The sequence below is a fragment of the Ruegeria sp. CDSC045 genome (genome assembly GCF_059610725.1).
The window spans coordinates 139,305-156,443 of record NZ_JBXWOE010000010.1 but is presented as its reverse complement, the minus strand read 5'-3'; the positions used below and the strand labels follow the sequence as shown (position 1 = coordinate 156,443).

Below are 17,139 nucleotides of genomic sequence, written 5' to 3'. Positions count from 1 at the left end.
GTCATTAAGATAAATTCGCCCGACGCAATCGCGCCGGGCGTTGTTTAAAAATACCTTGGGTAACTCAGCCGCGCACTCACATTCGCGAATTGAGAAACCTAATCAGATAGCAAGTGTATGCCAATGGGGATGAGTGTCAATATGAGACTTTCTGAACATTCAGATTTCAGTTCGTCTCATACCGCTGCTTTGTCGCAGCGCGTGACATGGGAAACGACAGGTAACGAAATGACTGAAATCTTGAAACTGACCGAACTGCGCAAACTGATGCAAAGCATGGAGCGCACGCTGGGGCTGGAACAACTCTCACCGGTAGAGCGCGATATCTATTACGCCGCCGAAGAACTGTCCAAAGCTGATCAGGAAGTTCGGACATTTGGGTTGATTGAACACACGCTTGTGCAAAGCGTCTCGCGCCCGACCTTTTTTCGTGCGCTGAAGTCGCTGGTGCAGAAGGGGTATTTGTCACAAAGCGGTAGCGCGAACCGTGGACGGTATGTTGTGCATGCGCCTAAGTAATAAAGCGTTTGATCTGCGCATTGCTGGCTGACCGCCGTGCGCAGATGGGCCTCTGAAACGTTCTTTGCCTCACTGACCTACGTGATTGCCTCGTTCCTTACGTTCGAGGTTCTGATGCCACTGCAGAACGTATTCTTCCCCGAATATCCCAGCAAGGCCAGCTTGCTGTTTCTCCCGCATGGTGTGCGTGTGCTCTCTGCTTGGTTGTTGGGGTGGCGGGCGATTTTTGCGCTCTTGCCCGGTGTCTTTCTTGTCTTTGCCTTTCTCGGCGGAAGCGACGTCTTCCTGCCCAACCGTCTGGCCGCCATAGCAATCGCCGTCACAACCGTTCCTGCTGTATTTTACCTATGCAAATGGGTCGGCTTCGATCTGTTTCCCCACCCGGACCGCAAACCATGCTGGTCCTGCGTCATGGGGGTCGGGATCGTCACGTCAATATTGGTGTCCGTACTGACCAATCTGGCTTTTGGCAGCGGTGGGCTGGAATATATCGCCTTCCTGATCGGCGATATCTCGGGCCTGTTCTTTCTGATGCTGGGGCTTTATTTCACGCTGCGCACGATAGATCGGCGTGCCTAGCCCATCAGCCCGCGTCGCAACAGGTTCAGCCCTGCGATAAGCAGCACGAACAGGGTGATCTTGCGAAACAGCGCCTGATCTATGCGCGACTGCAGTTGCAACCCCACCCACATGCCCGCCAGCCCCGGCAGCACCAGAGCAGCCGAGAACGGAGCGGTTTCGGCGCGGAAAATCCCGGAGCCCATATGCGCGAACAGCAACGCCAACGCCCCCAAACCATAGATGACCCCCTGCACACGCATCTGCACCGCTTTCGGGGTGTTTAAGGCGGTCAGATAGGCAACGGTTGGTGGTCCCCAAATTCCAGACATCCCCCCGACAAAGCCTGCAACCGCGGCGATCATGGCCTCTATTCGGGCAGATGGGCTGGCCAATTTCAGACGCAGCCCCAATACTTGGATCAATGCAAAGACTGTAACCGGGATGCCAATCATCAACAAAAAAGTTGATGCTGGCACTGCGCTGACCAACTGAGCACCAATCAGCAGAAACACCAACCCGACAACCAGAAATACACGGAACTGACGGATCGAGGACACGGCGGCCGGAACACCCCCGCGCAATGCCTGCACCCCATTTGTCACCAGGGTTGGCAGAATAAGCCCCGCGATCGCCATATCCGGCGAAAGGAACATGCTCAGCCCCGAGATCAGAACCATTGGCATGGCAAACCCGACCATGCCTTTGACCCAACCGGCAATGAAGGCAACCCCACAGGCCAGCAGCAGTTCTTGGGCAGAGAGCATAGAAAACAACGTCATGTCCCCCTGATATCACTCCTGACGGGTGCTGCACTGCAAAAATGATCAAGCAACTTTAGAACTTTTTAGTCGCATAATTCGTATTTTTGTTGCGCTGCATGTGCAGCATGATATGACCAGACGACTTTAGGAGAAAGCTGATTCATGGCCCATGACGGACAGGATATGACCCAGATGATTACATCCGCGATTTTGCCCGAGCTTCTAACGCTGACACGTGCGGCTCTGCCCGCCGTGGAGACCGTATTCGAACGCGCCCGCGAGTCGGTTCGCGCGATGGTGACAGAAGATGGTCGCGTGTCCGGCGCTCTGATCGAGGCCAATCAGACCGCCGCTCATGGGTTGGCATGGCTGGCGACATACAACCAGTCGCTGCAGCAAATGCAACGCTGGGCCGATGCTTTGGAGGCAGAAGGCAAATTCGGCGAGATCGAACAGCTGCTGCACCAAATCGCCTTTGGTGAATACTTGCATCAGGTCGCGGGCGGCATCCCAATGAACCAGGGTGAGATTTTGCGTCTTCAGGACATGGGTCTGGGCTGGGACGCGCTGTCCGGTTTCCAATGCGCCGAAGTTCAGACACTGATGGCACAGGCCAATTCACAGGCCGCACGCGGTCGCTTGGTTGAACTGATGGAAGAACAGGCCGGTGCCACGATGTTCGGAACGTCGGGCTTGGACGAAGAACTGGAAATGATCCGCGACCAGTTCCGCCGCTATGCCCAGGAAAAAGTCGAACCAAACGCCCATGATTGGCACCTCAAGGATGAGCTGATCCCGATGGAGATCATCGAGGAACTTGCCGAGATGGGTGTCTTTGGCCTGACCATCCCCGAGGAATTCGGCGGGTTTGGCCTGTCCAAAGCCTCGATGTGCGTGGTGTCCGAAGAATTGTCGCGCGGCTATATCGGCGTCGGTTCGCTGGGCACCCGGTCCGAGATTGCGGCCGAGTTGATCATCGCCGGCGGAACGGATGAGCAGAAAGCCCAGTGGTTGCCCAAGATCGCCAGCGCCGAGATTCTGCCGACGGCTGTTTTCACCGAACCCAACACGGGCTCGGACCTGGGCAGCCTGCGCACCCGTGCGGTCAAGAATGCGGATGGTGATTACGAGATCACCGGCAACAAGACCTGGATCACCCATGCGGCGCGAACCCATGTGATGACTTTGCTGGCACGCACCAACTCTGACACCTCCGATCATCGCGGCCTGTCGATGTTCCTGGCGGAAAAGACGCCCGGCACGGACGACAACCCCTTCCCCACCCCCGGCATGACTGGCGGTGAGATTGAAGTGCTGGGTTACCGCGGCATGAAGGAATACGAGCTGGGCTTTGATGGCTTCAAGGTCAAGGGTGAGAACCTTTTGGGTGGCGAAGAAGGCAAGGGATTTAAACAGCTCATGGAAACCTTCGAATCCGCCCGCATCCAGACCGCAGCCCGCGCCATCGGTGTGGCCCAAAGCGCGCTGGACATCGCCATGCAATATGCGCAGGACCGCAAACAGTTCGGCAAGTCGCTGATCAACTTCCCCCGCGTGTCCGGCAAGCTGGCGATGATGGCCGTCGAGATCATGATCGCACGACAGCTGACCTATTTCTCGGCTTGGGAAAAAGACAACGGTCATCGCTGCGATCTTGAGGCCGGGATGGCCAAGCTGCTGGGCGCCCGCGTGGCCTGGGCTGCTGCCGATAACGGCCTGCAGATCCACGGCGGCAACGGCTTTGCACTGGAATACAAGATCAGTCGCGTGCTGTGTGACGCACGTATTCTCAATATTTTTGAAGGGGCTGCCGAAATTCAGGCACAGGTGATCGCGCGGCGTCTGCTGGGCTGACCTGTTACGGCAATCCTGTTTCCCCAACTCGACCCGGCGCACGCGCCGGGTTTTTTTTGCCCGCAATACTACAATCTTCTGTTCCCAGTATTATTATTGTTACCTGCCCTCATGTCCACGCTCGACCATGACCAGCCGCAGCACAAACTTCCCCCTATCACTGCGTCGATTATCCCGGTAGATCAGCGATTGATCACGAACCAGCGGCGAACACATGACCCGATCCATTCTTGTCCTTCTGGCCACGCTTGCGGCACTGGCCCTTGGCGGCTGTGCCACCCCTCAACCGACCGCAACGCAGAACGACATAGACGAGCTGGCGCTCGCCATCCGTTCTTTGGGCCCTGAGGTTGATCCAGCCGAGGCACAGAAGGCGGCCACCATTGCCTATACCTATTCGCAGCGTCTGGCCCGAGAATGGCAGGTCACCGACCCGGCCATCATCCACAACGCCAAGGTCATCAACGGATTTCGTGAGCGCGGCCTGTGCAACGACTGGGCCGAAGCGATGACCAGCCGTTTAAGGGCAGAAAACTTCCGCACCCTGGAAATGCACTGGGCTACATCACCGCCAACGCCGCTGAGGATCATCCACCATTCCGCAGTGATCAGCGCAAAGGGCGACACGATGTTCGAAGGCATCATCCTTGACCCATGGCGCAACAGTGGCGCGCTGACATGGGCGCCAACGCGCGAAGATACGCGATACAACTGGCGTACCCGCATGGAGGTGCGCACCGCTTTGCTAAACGGAGAGCAACCCTACTGAGGTCAGGACGGGGTCTTACACTGGCTGATCCGTTCCGCCACCACGGGCAGCATCCGCGCAGCCACCAGCTTTGACCCTTCGGGCGTCAGATGCGTGTAATCGACATACAGCACCTTGTCTTTGTGGAGGGGACCGCCGATCTCGGCAATATCGGTGAAAGGCACATTGGCCTCTTCAAACAAAGCAGGGAAATCGACCCGCGCGCGATGCATCAAATCTTCGCGTCCCGGCTTGTACCAATCCCGCGTGAGCTGGGCGATTTCGCGGTCGGTCTCGCTTAGGACATTGGTGTCCTCATAGACGACCTCAGGCTGCAAAAAGACGTGATAGCAAAACCCGTGGTAGTCGCCGAATGTTTCGATCAGCTTGTAATTGCGCAAAAATCCGACCTTTGCAGTCTGCGCAAGCTCTGCTGAAAAGTCTCTTTGCAAGGCGGTAACATCCCCATACGTGATATTTTTGGGGATTTCATAGCGGTCGAACAAGCCTTGCGTAAATTTCGAAGCCAGTTTGAAGGTATAGGAATACTGCGCCGGGTACCGCAGGAACGCATAGGCTGAAAAGAAGGGTTTGCGATCATTCAAGGCGTCAATCATGCGTGCGGACGAGTAAGCATAACTTTGGACCGGATTATCGACCCCAACATTGTAAAAATCATTGTGGCCATCCAGAAACACAATCATGTCCGGGCTGTACTCATATAGCGTCTCGTACAGGTACAACACATGTTGAAAACTGTGATACGCAACAACTCCGGCGTTGATCACCTCAATCGTCACACCGGGCATCTGATCGCCCAACCGCTCGCGCAGGTCCTGCTGCAGGAAATACGCAACCGTTTCCTGATTGGTGAGCGTTGGGTGGTCAGGATAAATACTGCCCTGCGATCCGATGGCATAAGCAGTTGAGCCACCCATCAGAAAAATGCGGAACGTGTCGTCGGGTTTTGGCTGTTCAATCAGCGTATCGTGGCGGAACCCTTGATCGGAATGGATACGCTGCCCGCCAGTATCAAATCCTCGCTGATAGTCTGGGTTCAGTTTGTGACCACGGATCGAAGAGTATAGATGTCGCTCTGCCGTATTGCCCAGCGTGTTGTCATACACATAAACCACGGTGAAATACGAAAGCAGTTCAACCAGCAGGAAGAGAAAGAGGGCATAGATCAAAATCATAAAAAACTTGGTTACAGGTCGCATCCGCCCCATGCCAACATCATCATTTCCGCTCACTACGAAGCTCCAATTCTATCAGGTCAAAATCAAATAAACCTGGCGTAGATACCGGTGTAAAAATTCCACCTAACTGCCCAAATCTTAGGAAAGGCCCGTTATTCGCTTTCAATATGTCCAAGATGTTTTGCAAGTCAACGGTCAGCATTGTATCCGATTCTTTACCTAGTCGGTTCAAAACAATGCGTCCAAGCCCAGGAAACTGTTCTTCGCTGAATTCAGGAATTCTGCCATGTTGCGTTACATAATGCTGCTTTCCCTTTCCGGATTACTCCAATGTCAGAAGGATGAAACCGTTGCGGCCTATGGTGCTGCCGAACGGGAATGGGCCCTGCAAGAGATCAACGGTCAGCCCTACAATGCCAGTGCCTTATTGCGATTTCTGGAAGAAGGCAAAGTAGCGGGCAACGCCCCCTGCAACAGCTACACGGGCAGGCTTAACGCGCCCTATCCATGGTTTGAGCTGACCGGCCTGACAGCAACCCGTGCCGCCTGTGCCGGGCTTGAGGCAGAAGGGATCTATTTCGCCGCCCTGCTTGCCATGACCCAATCCGAAGTATCAGGGAACCTGCTGATATTGCGCAATGAGGACGGGCAGGAAATGGTGTTCAAAGCTGCCGATTGATCTGATCAATAAACCGCGCCCGTGCGCCGGGCAGAGGGTTGTTCCCCAACGACGGAGCAACATGGTTCTCTAGAAAATGTCCGGTGGTCATCAATCCTTGCACCAATTCGGTATCCGGCGCGTCGCCCACGCCACGCAGGCAAGGTGGCAAGGGAAGCAACCTATCCACCCAGTCCCCTGCCCCATCAGCGCTGACCGCACGACCTGTTTTCGGAGAAACATAATCCAAACCTTCTGTTACCCCCGTCACGGCACAGCGTGTCAGGTCAAGGCCAAACCCCAGCTCTTCCAGCAGCGACAATTCCCACCGCAGATAGGCAAGCACCCAAATTTCGTCCTGACCCAGCAGGTCCATCAACTGTTCGGTTTGTTTATAGATGCGCGGATGCGCTTCGCGCTCAGGCAAACAGAACGAGAGCAGGGCCACCACCGTATTCAATCCAGCCAGCGCAAGCCTACCCGAAAACGCCGCCGCCGCCCGCGACCGCAGGGGCTCGACCTGAAAAGTGCCGATATGCTCCTCGAGCCGTGCGCGCCAAAGCACATCTAATTGCGCCCCGGGCTGCAGGATCGGCGCAATCTTGCGGCTGGTTCCACCACGTACGACGCCGGCATGACGACCGTGGCCTTCGGTAAAGACTTCGATAATCGCCGCCGTTTCGCCATGGCGGCGTGAGGTCAGAAGTATGCCGTGGTCGCGCCAGTCCAAAGCGTGTCCAATCTTGTGGGTCAGTCCTGCCCGAGCAAAAGAACGCAAAGCCGGGACCACTGCAAGAGAGACCGGGAAATCGTCGACCTATTGTCAGAACGTGACCCCCGCGTGGATCAGGATACCCAGGACCATAAGAAGGTTCAGCACCATAGAAATGCCGTTGCCAATATAGATGGGCAACTTCTTGACGATCAGACCGTAGATGAACCAAAGCAAAGACAACGCCGCATAGAGCGACCATGTTAACAGCGATTGGCCCGACGCATGTTGAGAGTGGGTAAAGAAGAGCTTCACAAGCTGTGGAAGCGTGGCAAATGGGCCTAAAATGCCGACAAATACCATGAAGCCCTCGAAGTGCTTCATCACGAGACCAAGGTTTGACTTTATGAACTTCTGACTAAATGTTTCAGCCAACGTAAGACCTCTATCCTCGTCATATGCCGCAACAACCCGTTTCAGCACCATCCGTTAAATACGCATACAAATAGCGAAAATGGACCGTCTTACCAAGACCTATGACATAACTTTGGCAGAGGCCTGCACCGCGTCTGTGCTACTACCGCTAATCCAGACCGTCCTCACCCAGCAAATGGCGCCCCTGCCGGTCTTCGACCTCAATCACCCAGAGGTCAGGGTCAAAGCTGCGCTGGCGTTGGATAGCCTCGTCCACATCGGCCTCGGGACCAGAGGAGAGTTCAACCCACTTGCGCTCACCGCTCATCAGATCAAAGCTGCGCTGGAAGGCTGTGGCCTGACCGTCCAACGTGTTGAGCTTGATCAAAACCGCGCCGGCTGTGTCGTCACCATGGGCCACAACAAAGGCCGGTATTTCCTGAAATCGTAACCGTGCCAGATAGGCGTGAACCCAGAAGTCTGCCGTCAGTCGCGTCATGCGTTTCCGTCTTTGAATTCCAGACCCATTTCCGAATAGCGCTCGGATTCCTCCAGCCAGTTTGGCCGGACTTTGACCTGCAGGAACAGGTGGATCTTGCGATCAAGGAATTCTTCCAGCTCGGCCCGGGCCGCTTGGCTGACGGCCTTGATGGTCTCGCCCTTTTTGCCCAGAACGATACCTTTATGTCCGTCGCGCATGACATAGATTATCTGGTCGATCTTTGCCGACCCGTCCTTGCGCTCTTCCCAATTCTCGGTCTCGACGGTCAGCTGATAGGGCAGTTCCTGATGCAGCCGCAGGGTCAGCTTTTCGCGTGTCATTTCAGCCGCGATCATACGCAACGGCAGATCAGCGATCTGGTCTTCGGGATACAGCCACGGGCTTTCGGGCAATTCGCCCGCCAACCATTTTCGCAGATCGTCAACGCCATGGCCCTTCTCGGCCGAGATCATGAAGGTCTCGGCGAAAGAATAGCGGGAGTTGAGATCGCTGGTCAGGGCCAGCAGCTTTTCTGACTGCACCCTGTCGATCTTGTTGATGGCCAGCGCGACGGTGCGGCCCTGCCCGATCTCGTTCAGACCTTCAAGGATGCGCTCTACGCCCTCGGTGATGCCACGATGCGCTTCGACCATCAGGACAACCACATCTGCATCCGCGGCCCCGCCCCATGCGGCGGCCACCATTGCCCGATCCAGACGGCGACGCGGTTTGAAAAGGCCCGGCGTGTCCACAAAGACCAGCTGTGCATCACCTTCCATCGCCACGCCCCGGATGCGGGCGCGGGTCGTCTGAACCTTATGTGTCACGATCGAGACCTTGGCCCCGACCATGCGATTCAGAAGGGTGGATTTGCCTGCGTTGGGCTCTCCGATCAGTGCGATAAATCCGGCGCGTGTCGTCATCTGGGGTTTGATCCTGTTTGCAGATGGGCCTCCCTATCGCAGAAAGAGGCAGCGGACCAGAGCGATTTGCAGCTTTGGCACATGCGTTCAGGATGGCATTGGGTGGGGTATGGTGGGCGACCCATCACCGGATAGGATCCGTGTTCGACCGATAGGCATTTCCGGCCAGCCCTCAGGAGACTGTTTTTACCCGGTAGACTAATTCTGCAAACGGTCCAGCAACGACTTGGCGGCCGCCTGTTCGGCCTGACGCTTTGACCCTGCTGTTGCCTGCTCTTCCGCCCCGTCCTGAAGACGCGCAGCGATGGTGAAGACCGGCGCATGGTCCGGGCCAGAGCGTCTGACTTCGACATAGCTGGGCGGTTTCTGGCCCCGTGCCTGCGCCCATTCCTGAAGCGCCGTTTTGGCGTCACGGGCGTCGGCCTCGACATCGTGGATGCGATCACCCCAGAGCTTTAGGATAACGGCGCTGGCGACCTCGAACCCGGCGTCGCGATAAACCGCAGCAATGACTGCCTCCATCGCGTCGCCAAGCAAAGCTTGTTTGCGCCGCCCTCCGGACAGCATTTCAGATCGGCCCAGTTTCAGTACAGCACCCAAATCAATCTGCAGCGCCACATCTGCACAGGCCTCTTTGCGCACAAGCGCATTGAACCGGGGTGCAAGCTGACCTTCGCTCGCTTTTTTGTCCGCCTCCAGCAAGGCCGTCGCCATCACCAGACCCAGCACCCGATCACCCAGAAATTCGAGCCGCTGGTTGTCCGGGCGTGTGGCGGACGAAACCGATCCATGGGTCAGCGAACGCACCAGCAGCTCGGGGTTGGCAAATTCATGCCCCAGACGTTTTTGAAACGCCTTTATTTCGGCGGAAAGCTTCAATTCACAGCCTTAAAGAAGCGGTCTCCGCGCCAGGTCCAGAAGAACAGCATCGACCGGCCAGCGGATGAGAACATGATACGATCTGCACGACCAATCAAGTTTTCATAGGGTACATATCCGACACCCCCGGCCGATTGCGGCAGGCGGCTGTCGCTGGAATTGTCGCGGTTATCGCCCATAAAGAAGTATTCGCCTTCGGGCACTGTATAGACGCCGGTATTGTCCGACCCCTGATTACCGATATTGAGCACATCATAGGACACCCCGTTGGGCAGGGTTTCGATCATGCGGGATTTCTCACACACGCCACCACGGCCAACCGGGCCGTTTTCACAGCGCGGGCGCAACCCTTGCGGACCTTGCGGCGCCGCGACCTCGGTGAAGACGCCATCGGGTTGCTGCGGAACCGGAGTACCGTTCAGGATGATCTGGCCCTCGATGATCTGGATACGATCGCCGGGCAGGCCAATCAGGCGTTTGATATAATCGCGGCCCGTTACCGGATGACGGAATACGATCACATCCCCGCGCTCGGGATCGCCGGCCCAAATACGGGTGTTGTCATCACTTTGCATCCAGCCACAAACATCCTCGGCGTCGATATTGAGGCCGACGCTAGGAATAATCAGACTGGGGCAAGAGGCATAGGAATATCCATAGGCCATTTTGTTGACGAACAGGAAATCCCCGATCAACAAGGTCTGTTTCATCGACCCTGACGGAATCCAGAACGGCTGAAAGAACAGGGTACGGAAAACGCCCGCGATCAACAGCGCATAGACGATGGTTTTGATCGTCTCCCACACGGGATTTCCGGTTTTGACGTCCTCGGCCATACTGCTCTCCGGTCCTTGGTTTGTTGGGGTGCTACATGCGCGGCGCGGCGGGGTTAGTCAAGACAGAGCGCTGCGTTCGCGAATTGGGCGCGCCTCGATCACCACGAAGGCCTGCGCCCAGGGGTGGTCATCGGTTAGGGTGACGTGGATGATCGCCGCATGACCCTCGGGGGTCATATCGTTGAGCCGTTCCGCCGCCCAACCGGTCACATGCATCACTGGTTGGCCGGTTTTAAGGTTGGTTACAGCCATGTCCTTCCAGGAAATCCCCATACGAAGCCCGGTGCCCAGCGCCTTGGAGCACGCCTCTTTCGCGGCCCAGCGCTTGGCGTATGTGCCTGCTGTGTCGGCGCGGCGTTCGGCCTTGCGTTGTTCAGTGTCGGTAAAAACGCGGTTACGGAACCGGTCACCAAACCTGTCGAGCGTGCCCTGAATGCGGTCTATGTTTGCGAGGTCTGTGCCGATGCCTAGGATCATGACAACCGAACCGTCAAAATCTTGTAACTTGCCACCCCAAAGAACCCGGCAAAGGCAAAATCGAACCAGCGGCGGGCGCGGCGGTAGGCGCGGACTGTGCGCTCAGACGAGAACAGGAATGCATAGCTGATGAAAATGAGCAGCGAGCCCGCGTAAAGTAGGCCGAAATAGCCAAGCAGCATCGACAAGCTGGCGTCATTCGGGGCAACGATAGCGTAAATCGAGCCCCAGCTGAGGATCGCCTTGGGGTTGGTCAGGTGGATCGCCGCGCCTTTGGCAAAGATGGTGCGTAGCGAGCCGGTGACCGGGTTGCCCAACGCCATCTCATCCGACGACAGCGCCCGTTTCAGGGCCTTGAGCGCTAGCCAGCCCAGATAGGCTACACCGACATAGCGGATTACTTCGAACACCCAGACATTGGCTAGCATGATCGCCGACAGGCCCAGCGCGGCGGCGATGCCCCAGGCAGCGGACCCCGCACAGATACCCAGTGCAAAGACCAGACCGGCGCGGCGGCCTTCGTTCATTGCAGTTCCGGCGATGCCCATGGTTGCCGGACCGGGTGAGCCTCCGGCCATCAACCAGGCGATCCAGATTGCTATGAAACCCGAGGTTATCATCCCCGCGCCTCATCCATCAGGCGGCGCATTTCCTGAATGGCGGGGGTCATGCCCAAAAAGATCGATTCGCCAATCAGAAAGTGACCAATGTTCAACTCGCGCACCTCGGGGAAAGCGGCGACAGGTTTGACCGTTTCGTATGTCAGACCATGTCCGGCATGCACTTCGAGGCCAAGCGAATGGGCAAAGGCGGACATGTCGCGCAGGCCTTCCAGCTCTTGCGCTGCCTCATCCAGTTTGCCTTCGGCATGGGCGTCACAATAGGCGCCTGTGTGCAGTTCGATCACTTCGGCGCCGATGCGATGCGCGGCCTCGATCTGGCGACGGTCGGCGGCGATAAAGATCGACACGCGACAGCCCGCATCACGCAAAGGTGCAATGAAATGGGCCAGTTTGTTTTCCTCGCGCGCGACTTCCAGCCCGCCTTCGGTAGTCCGTTCCTCGCGCTTTTCGGGGACGATGCAGACCGCGTGCGGCTTATGGCGCAAAGCGATTTGTTGCATCTCGGGCGTGGCTGCCATTTCAAAATTCAGAGGCACCGAAAGAACCTCCATCAACCCGTCAATATCTGCGTCCGAAATATGCCTGCGGTCTTCGCGCAGATGGGCAGTAATGCCATCTGCACCGGCCTGCTCGGCCAGCGTGGCCGCGCGCAAAGGGTCGGGATAGACCCCACCACGTGCATTCCGCACTGTGGCCACATGGTCGATATTCACACCGAGACGCAAACGGTTCTCAGACATCCTTTGATTCCTTTCCCAAATCCTGGCTCGAGCCTAGTTGGTTTGACTCTGGAACGGCAGCCTCGGATTCAGCCAGACGTTTGATTTCTTCAAACTTCTTTTTGATCCTGTCGCGACGCCGTTGCTGATAGGTGTGGACCAGCGGCAGGCTGAGATAGTAGCAAACCACCCCAGCCAGCAATCCGGGAAGAATGCCGCCAATCAGGTACGGAAAGAAAACCTCGTCGTAGAAAATTCCCAGCCCGTGCCAGTCAGCCACCCGGTCGGTGAATACTGCAATCAGGTTGTCTTTGAGATCACCGATAGCATTGGCGAACTTCCCCATAAGCCCATGGGTGTCGCCCTCTTCAAACTCGGTGCCCAACAGGAAATGCCCGGTCTGAAGGCAAACCACCCCGATGGGCACATAGGTCAATGGGTTTCCGAAAAACGTACCGCTGAGTGCAGCCAGCATATTGCCGTTGAACAATCGCGCAGCCAGGGCGGCAATGCCAAAATGCAGCCCGTAAAAAGGTGTAAAGGCCGCAAACACTCCAAACCCTACCCCGCGGGCGATGCGTTCAGGTGAATCCGGCAATCGCCGGACGCGGTGTTTCACATAGTGAAAGGCCCGGGTCCAGCCACCACGAGGATAGACGAATTCCGATGCGATCTGGACAGGCGAGCGTCGATCTCGGCGCTTGAATACCACTCCTGATCACCCCTTCTCAGCCAGCCGCAACTGCGGATTTAGCTCTGTCTCTGAAACGTTCAACCGCTGCGACATCGCTTTCGGCCTCAAGCATCAACATCAACGAATGCAACTGCTCAAGGTCGCGCAGTTCTACGTTGACCAGCAGGCGGTAAAAATCCGGTTTGCGATCCACAAATTCTAGGTTCGAGATATTGGCCTTTTTCTCGCCGATCAATGTACAAATGCGACCCAGCACACCTGCGTCATTGCCAATCGTAACATCAATCGTTGCCCCGTAAACAGCCGGGTGAGTTCCCGAGTGCCAGTGCAGATCGACCCAGCGTTTGGGCTCACTCTCGTATTCGCTCAGGCGATCGCAGTCGATTGCATGCACGACAACACCTTTGCCGCGATAAGTGATCCCGACGATCCGTTCACCCGGCAATGGCTGGCAGCAAGGGGCGCGGTCAAACTTCTGCCCCGGCTCAAGACCGATCACGGCCCGGCGCATCGGAATGGCATCACCATCATCCTGCGTCAGTTCCGGGTAGACGGCGCTGACCACATCATGGGCAGTTAGTTCTGCACTGCCCAGGCGCGCCAGCAGCTCATGCCGGTCTTTCAGGCGCAGATGCTTGGCAGCAGTGTCCAGCGCCTTGTCGGTCGCTTTGCGCCCGACATGTTCAAATCCCGATCGCGCGAGTTCTTTGCCCAGCTTGATGAACCGCTCTCGGTCAACCTCGCGCAGGGCGCGACGAATGGCTGTACGGGCTTTGCCGGTGACGGCAATTTCCAACCACGTGACTTGGGGAGTCTGACCGTCAGCTGTTATGATATCCACCGACTGACCGTTTTTGATCCGGGTCCAAAGTGGCACGCGAATACCATCAACCTTGGCCCCTACACAGGCGTGCCCGATGCGCGTGTGGATGGCATAGGCAAAGTCAATCGGCGTCGCACCACGCGGCAGTTTCACCACGTCCCCCTTAGGCGTGAAACAAAAGACCTGGTCCGAATACATCTCGAGCTTGACTGCCTCGAGGAAATCCTCGTGATCCTCTTCGCTGTCGAATTGTTCAGTCAGGTTGGCGATCCACTTAGCCGGGTCGACGGCAAAGGGGTTTTCCGAACGCACGCCATCCCGATAGGACCAGTGCGCGGCCACGCCGGTTTCGGCGACATCATGCATCTGACGGGTGCGGATCTGAACCTCGACCCGCTTGCCGTCACGGCCTGAAACGGTGGTGTGGATCGACCGATAACCGTTCGATTTCGGCTGACTGATATAATCCTTGAACCGCCCCGGCACGGCGCGCCAACGCTGGTGGATCGCGCCAAGGGTTCGATAGCAGTCTTCTTCGCTTTGCGTAATGATGCGGAACCCGTAGATGTCGGACAGACGCGAGAACCCCTGGTCCTTTTCCTGCATTTTACGCCAAATCGAATAGGGTTTCTTGGCACGGCCAAAAACCTCGGCTTCAATCCCGGCCTTTTCAAGTTCGTGCCGCATGTCGCCGGTGATCCGGTGGATCACGTCACCCGTTTCGCGCTGCAGCGTGATGAAGCGGCGGATGATGGACTGGCGCCCTTCAGAGTTGAGAACGCGGAAAGCGAGGTCTTCCAGCTCTTCCCGCATCCATTGCATACCCATACGGCCTGCAAGCGGCGCGTAGATATCCATCGTCTCGCGCGCTTTGACGATCTGCTTTTCGGGCCGCATCGCCTTGATTGTGCGCATATTGTGCAGACGGTCTGCCAGCTTGACCAGAATGACCCGCAAATCCTTGGACATCGCCATGAACAGCTTGCGGAAGTTCTCGGCCTGTTTGGTTTCGCGGCTGGACAGCTGAAGGTTTGTCAGTTTGGTGACCCCATCAACCAGCTTGGCGACTTCTTCGCCAAACAGCTCAGACACTTTGCCGTAATTGGCCTTGGTGTCTTCGATCGTATCGTGCAGCAGCGCCGTGATAATAGTCGCATCATCCAGACGCTGTTCGGTCAGGATGGCGGCAACGGCAACAGGGTGGGTGAAATAGGGCTCGCCAGAATGGCGGAATTGCCCATCATGCATCTGCTTGCCGAACTCATACGCCTTGGCAATGCGGTCTGCATTCGTTTTTGGATTGTAGTTACGGACCAGCGCAATCAGGTCTTCAGCAGAAATCATCCGGTCCGCACCTTCATTTGTGGGGATTACCCCTGGCCTTGAGCCTCCATCAGAGCGCGCAGCAGCTTTTCTTCGGACATGTCGTCATCCGCAGGCTTGTCTGTTTCCGCACCCATCAGCAGCGCCATCTGGTCTTCTTCGGGCTCGTCGACCTCGATTTGGGTCTGGTTGGCCTCAATCAGCCGCTCGCGCAGCTCATCAGCGCTCTGGGTCTCGTCAGCGATCTCACGCAGAGATACAACCGGGTTTTTGTCGTTGTCACGGTCAACGGTGATCGGACCACCGGCGGAAATCTCGCGCGCACGATGGGCGGCAAGCATCACCAGTTCAAACCGGTTCGGAACCTTGTCTACGCAATCTTCAACCGTCACGCGGGCCATGGGGCGCTCTCCGTTACTGAATCCATGTCAGGAAGAGGTTTATCTAAGGGCGAATCCCTGCCTTGACAAGCAGGAAATGCTGCAAATGCACCAATCATAACGGGGTAACTGCCGCAATATCGCCTGAAGGAAGCCCCGCAAGCATTTCCCTGACGGTCTGATCCAGTATTGGATGCCTCCAGTTCGGGGCAACATCCGCCATGGGAACAAGCACAAACGCACGATCCTGTACCCTTGGGTGCGGCAGGATCAACTGATCCGGCGCCTGCTGTTTCTGATCTTCGGGCGGCAGCGATAACCAGCTTTGAAAAACCTCGCGGTCGGGCAGAACCAGATCATCGTAACAGACCAGGTCCAGATCCAACGTCCGCATTCCCCAGCGCTGAATCCTCTCGCGCCCGTAATCATGTTCAATTCCATGCAATATTTGCAGCAACTCAAAGGGTGACCTTTCAGTCTCGATCAACACGGCCGCATTCACATAGTCCGGCCCCGCGCCTGCAGGAAAACAAGGGGTCGCATAAAAGCGGCTTTCTGCCCGAATCAACAGCCCCTGGCGCAAAATCGCGTCAATGGCATGCCGTAGCGTCAGATGGGGCTCAAAACCTCTCACTTTGAGATTTGCACCGAGGGCAAGCACTGCTTTTGAGGTGGTTTTGCGCATCCTACTCCCTATATTCGGCGAATTGCATACTTGCGATACACCATAAAACCCCTAATTATGGAGATATCAATGCGCTGTATTTTCCCAAGACTCACTCACGTAACACGCAGCGCGCTGATTTGTACCGGAAGGACCTATTTATGTTTTATAAAGACGAACGGCTAGCGCTGTTCATCGACGGCTCGAATCTTTATGCAGCCGCAAAAGCACTGGGGTTTGACATTGACTATAAACTGCTGCGCCAGGAATTCATGCGCCGCGGTAAGATGCTCAGAGCTTTCTATTACACAGCGCTACTTGAAAATGACGAGTATTCGCCCATCCGTCCACTGGTTGATTGGCTGCATTACAATGGCTTCACCATGGTTACGAAACCGGCAAAAGAATACACCGACAGCATGGGGCGTCGGAAAGTCAAAGGTAACATGGATATCGAACTGACCGTCGATGCCATGGAGCTTGCACCACGTGTAGACCATATCGTGCTGTTTTCCGGCGACGGAGATTTCCGCCCGCTGATCGCAAGCCTGCAACGTCAGGGGGTACGCGTTTCTGTAGTGTCGACCATCCGCAGCCAGCCACCCATGATCTCGGACGAATTGCGCCGCCAGGCCGACAACTTCATCGAGCTGGAAGATCTCCGCGACGTGATCGGTCGTCCGCCGCGCGAAATGCCGATGGAACCGCGCACCGTTGCCGCAGGCGGGTAGTAACTGGCCCCAAAGCAAACTCGGTTGAAAATTAGCGCGGTCAGGGGAAACCCTGGCCGCGCTTTTTAAACAAAGATCAGGTGCTGAAAACACCTATTGGCTAGCATTGAACCATGTCGGATCAATGACATTGTCCTGACTGGACCATGGCCGTGAAAAG

21 protein-coding genes are annotated in these 17,139 nt (G+C 56.5%); 6 read left to right on the top strand and 15 right to left on the bottom strand.

Annotated elements, in window-relative coordinates:
- Window positions 1-228 precede the first annotated feature (228 nt).
- Entirely contained in the window at window positions 229-519 is a 291-nt protein-coding gene (locus tag AC2FH6_RS16960; RefSeq protein ID WP_142639308.1) for a hypothetical protein, read from the top strand.
- A gap of 36 nt (window positions 520-555) precedes the next feature.
- Window positions 556-1,098, top strand: a complete 543-nt coding sequence (locus AC2FH6_RS16955) for a hypothetical protein (protein WP_496703727.1) — start codon at window positions 556-558, stop codon at window positions 1,096-1,098.
- Here the strand turns inward: AC2FH6_RS16955 and AC2FH6_RS16950 are convergent.
- Window positions 1,095-1,859: a sulfite exporter TauE/SafE family protein gene (locus AC2FH6_RS16950; protein WP_496692203.1), complete on the bottom strand. Its 765-nt coding sequence runs from the start codon at window positions 1,857-1,859 to the stop codon at window positions 1,095-1,097. The two genes, AC2FH6_RS16955 and AC2FH6_RS16950, sit on opposite strands and share 4 nt — an antisense overlap.
- Window positions 1,860-2,003: 144 nt before the next feature.
- On the opposite strand from AC2FH6_RS16950, the gene AC2FH6_RS16945 reads away from it, so the two are divergent.
- Both AC2FH6_RS16945 and AC2FH6_RS16940 read left to right on the top strand, forming a co-directional pair.
- A complete protein-coding gene (locus tag AC2FH6_RS16945; protein WP_496692202.1) occupies window positions 2,004-3,695 on the top strand; it encodes an acyl-CoA dehydrogenase family protein in 1,692 nt (563 codons plus the stop codon).
- Between the two features lie 214 nt (window positions 3,696-3,909).
- Window positions 3,910-4,464, top strand: coding sequence for a hypothetical protein (locus AC2FH6_RS16940; protein ID WP_496703726.1), 555 nt, complete (start codon window positions 3,910-3,912; stop codon window positions 4,462-4,464).
- Window positions 4,465-4,466: 2 nt separating this feature from the next.
- Here the strand turns inward: AC2FH6_RS16940 and AC2FH6_RS16935 are convergent, their stop codons facing one another.
- Complete coding sequence (locus AC2FH6_RS16935) at window positions 4,467-5,696, bottom strand: SGNH/GDSL hydrolase family protein (RefSeq protein WP_142639259.1); 1,230 nt, start codon at window positions 5,694-5,696, stop codon at window positions 4,467-4,469.
- A 232-nt stretch (window positions 5,697-5,928) separates the two neighbouring features.
- On the opposite strand from AC2FH6_RS16935, the gene AC2FH6_RS16930 reads away from it, so the two are divergent.
- Window positions 5,929-6,321 carry an META domain-containing protein gene (locus AC2FH6_RS16930; protein ID WP_142639257.1) on the top strand — a complete coding sequence of 131 codons (393 nt, stop codon included), beginning with the start codon at window positions 5,929-5,931 and terminating at the stop codon, window positions 6,319-6,321.
- On the opposite strand, the gene recO is transcribed toward AC2FH6_RS16930, so the two are convergent.
- From recO to folK, 13 genes are all read right to left on the bottom strand, one after another.
- Window positions 6,305-7,030 carry a DNA repair protein RecO gene (recO, locus tag AC2FH6_RS16925; RefSeq protein ID WP_496703725.1) on the bottom strand — a complete coding sequence of 242 codons (726 nt, stop codon included), beginning with the start codon at window positions 7,028-7,030 and terminating at the stop codon, window positions 6,305-6,307. The two genes, AC2FH6_RS16930 and recO, sit on opposite strands and share 17 nt — an antisense overlap.
- A 93-nt stretch (window positions 7,031-7,123) precedes the next feature.
- Complete coding sequence (locus AC2FH6_RS16920) at window positions 7,124-7,447, bottom strand: SemiSWEET transporter (protein WP_496703724.1); 324 nt, start codon at window positions 7,445-7,447, stop codon at window positions 7,124-7,126.
- A gap of 148 nt (window positions 7,448-7,595) precedes the next feature.
- A complete protein-coding gene (locus AC2FH6_RS16915) occupies window positions 7,596-7,925 on the bottom strand; it encodes a DUF1491 family protein (protein WP_496690317.1) in 330 nt (109 codons plus the stop codon).
- Complete coding sequence (era, locus tag AC2FH6_RS16910) at window positions 7,922-8,830, bottom strand: GTPase Era (protein WP_496703723.1); 909 nt, start codon at window positions 8,828-8,830, stop codon at window positions 7,922-7,924. The genes AC2FH6_RS16915 and era overlap by 4 nt, the downstream gene beginning before the upstream one ends.
- A gap of 198 nt (window positions 8,831-9,028) precedes the next feature.
- Complete coding sequence (gene rnc / locus AC2FH6_RS16905; protein WP_271951343.1) at window positions 9,029-9,709, bottom strand: ribonuclease III; 681 nt, start codon at window positions 9,707-9,709, stop codon at window positions 9,029-9,031.
- Window positions 9,706-10,545, bottom strand: coding sequence for a signal peptidase I (gene lepB, locus AC2FH6_RS16900; protein WP_271951346.1), 840 nt, complete (start codon window positions 10,543-10,545; stop codon window positions 9,706-9,708). Before lepB ends, rnc begins: the two co-directional genes overlap by 4 nt.
- A 57-nt stretch (window positions 10,546-10,602) precedes the next feature.
- Entirely contained in the window at window positions 10,603-11,022 is a 420-nt protein-coding gene (gene acpS / locus AC2FH6_RS16895; RefSeq protein WP_142639245.1) for a holo-ACP synthase, read from the bottom strand.
- Window positions 11,019-11,642, bottom strand: coding sequence for a LysE family translocator (locus tag AC2FH6_RS16890; RefSeq protein ID WP_271951355.1), 624 nt, complete (start codon window positions 11,640-11,642; stop codon window positions 11,019-11,021). Before AC2FH6_RS16890 ends, acpS begins: the two co-directional genes overlap by 4 nt.
- On the bottom strand, window positions 11,639-12,385 hold the full coding sequence (locus AC2FH6_RS16885) for a pyridoxine 5'-phosphate synthase (protein ID WP_496703722.1): 747 nt from the start codon (window positions 12,383-12,385) through the stop codon (window positions 11,639-11,641). The genes AC2FH6_RS16890 and AC2FH6_RS16885 overlap by 4 nt, the downstream gene beginning before the upstream one ends.
- Window positions 12,378-13,076, bottom strand: a complete 699-nt coding sequence (locus tag AC2FH6_RS16880; protein WP_142639238.1) for a DUF2062 domain-containing protein — start codon at window positions 13,074-13,076, stop codon at window positions 12,378-12,380. Before AC2FH6_RS16880 ends, AC2FH6_RS16885 begins: the two co-directional genes overlap by 8 nt.
- 16 nt (window positions 13,077-13,092) lie before the next feature.
- On the bottom strand, window positions 13,093-15,225 hold the full coding sequence (locus AC2FH6_RS16875; RefSeq protein ID WP_142639236.1) for a RelA/SpoT family protein: 2,133 nt from the start codon (window positions 15,223-15,225) through the stop codon (window positions 13,093-13,095).
- A gap of 26 nt (window positions 15,226-15,251) precedes the next feature.
- Window positions 15,252-15,605 (bottom strand): DNA-directed RNA polymerase subunit omega, encoded by a 354-nt coding sequence (rpoZ, locus tag AC2FH6_RS16870; RefSeq protein WP_142639234.1) that lies wholly within the window; start codon window positions 15,603-15,605, stop codon window positions 15,252-15,254.
- A 94-nt stretch (window positions 15,606-15,699) separates the two neighbouring features.
- Complete coding sequence (gene folK / locus AC2FH6_RS16865; RefSeq protein ID WP_496702970.1) at window positions 15,700-16,269, bottom strand: 2-amino-4-hydroxy-6-hydroxymethyldihydropteridine diphosphokinase; 570 nt, start codon at window positions 16,267-16,269, stop codon at window positions 15,700-15,702.
- A gap of 140 nt (window positions 16,270-16,409) precedes the next feature.
- On the opposite strand from folK, the gene AC2FH6_RS16860 reads away from it, so the two are divergent.
- On the top strand, window positions 16,410-16,979 hold the full coding sequence (locus AC2FH6_RS16860; RefSeq protein ID WP_142639223.1) for a LabA-like NYN domain-containing protein: 570 nt from the start codon (window positions 16,410-16,412) through the stop codon (window positions 16,977-16,979).
- Window positions 16,980-17,139: the final 160 nt, after the last annotated feature.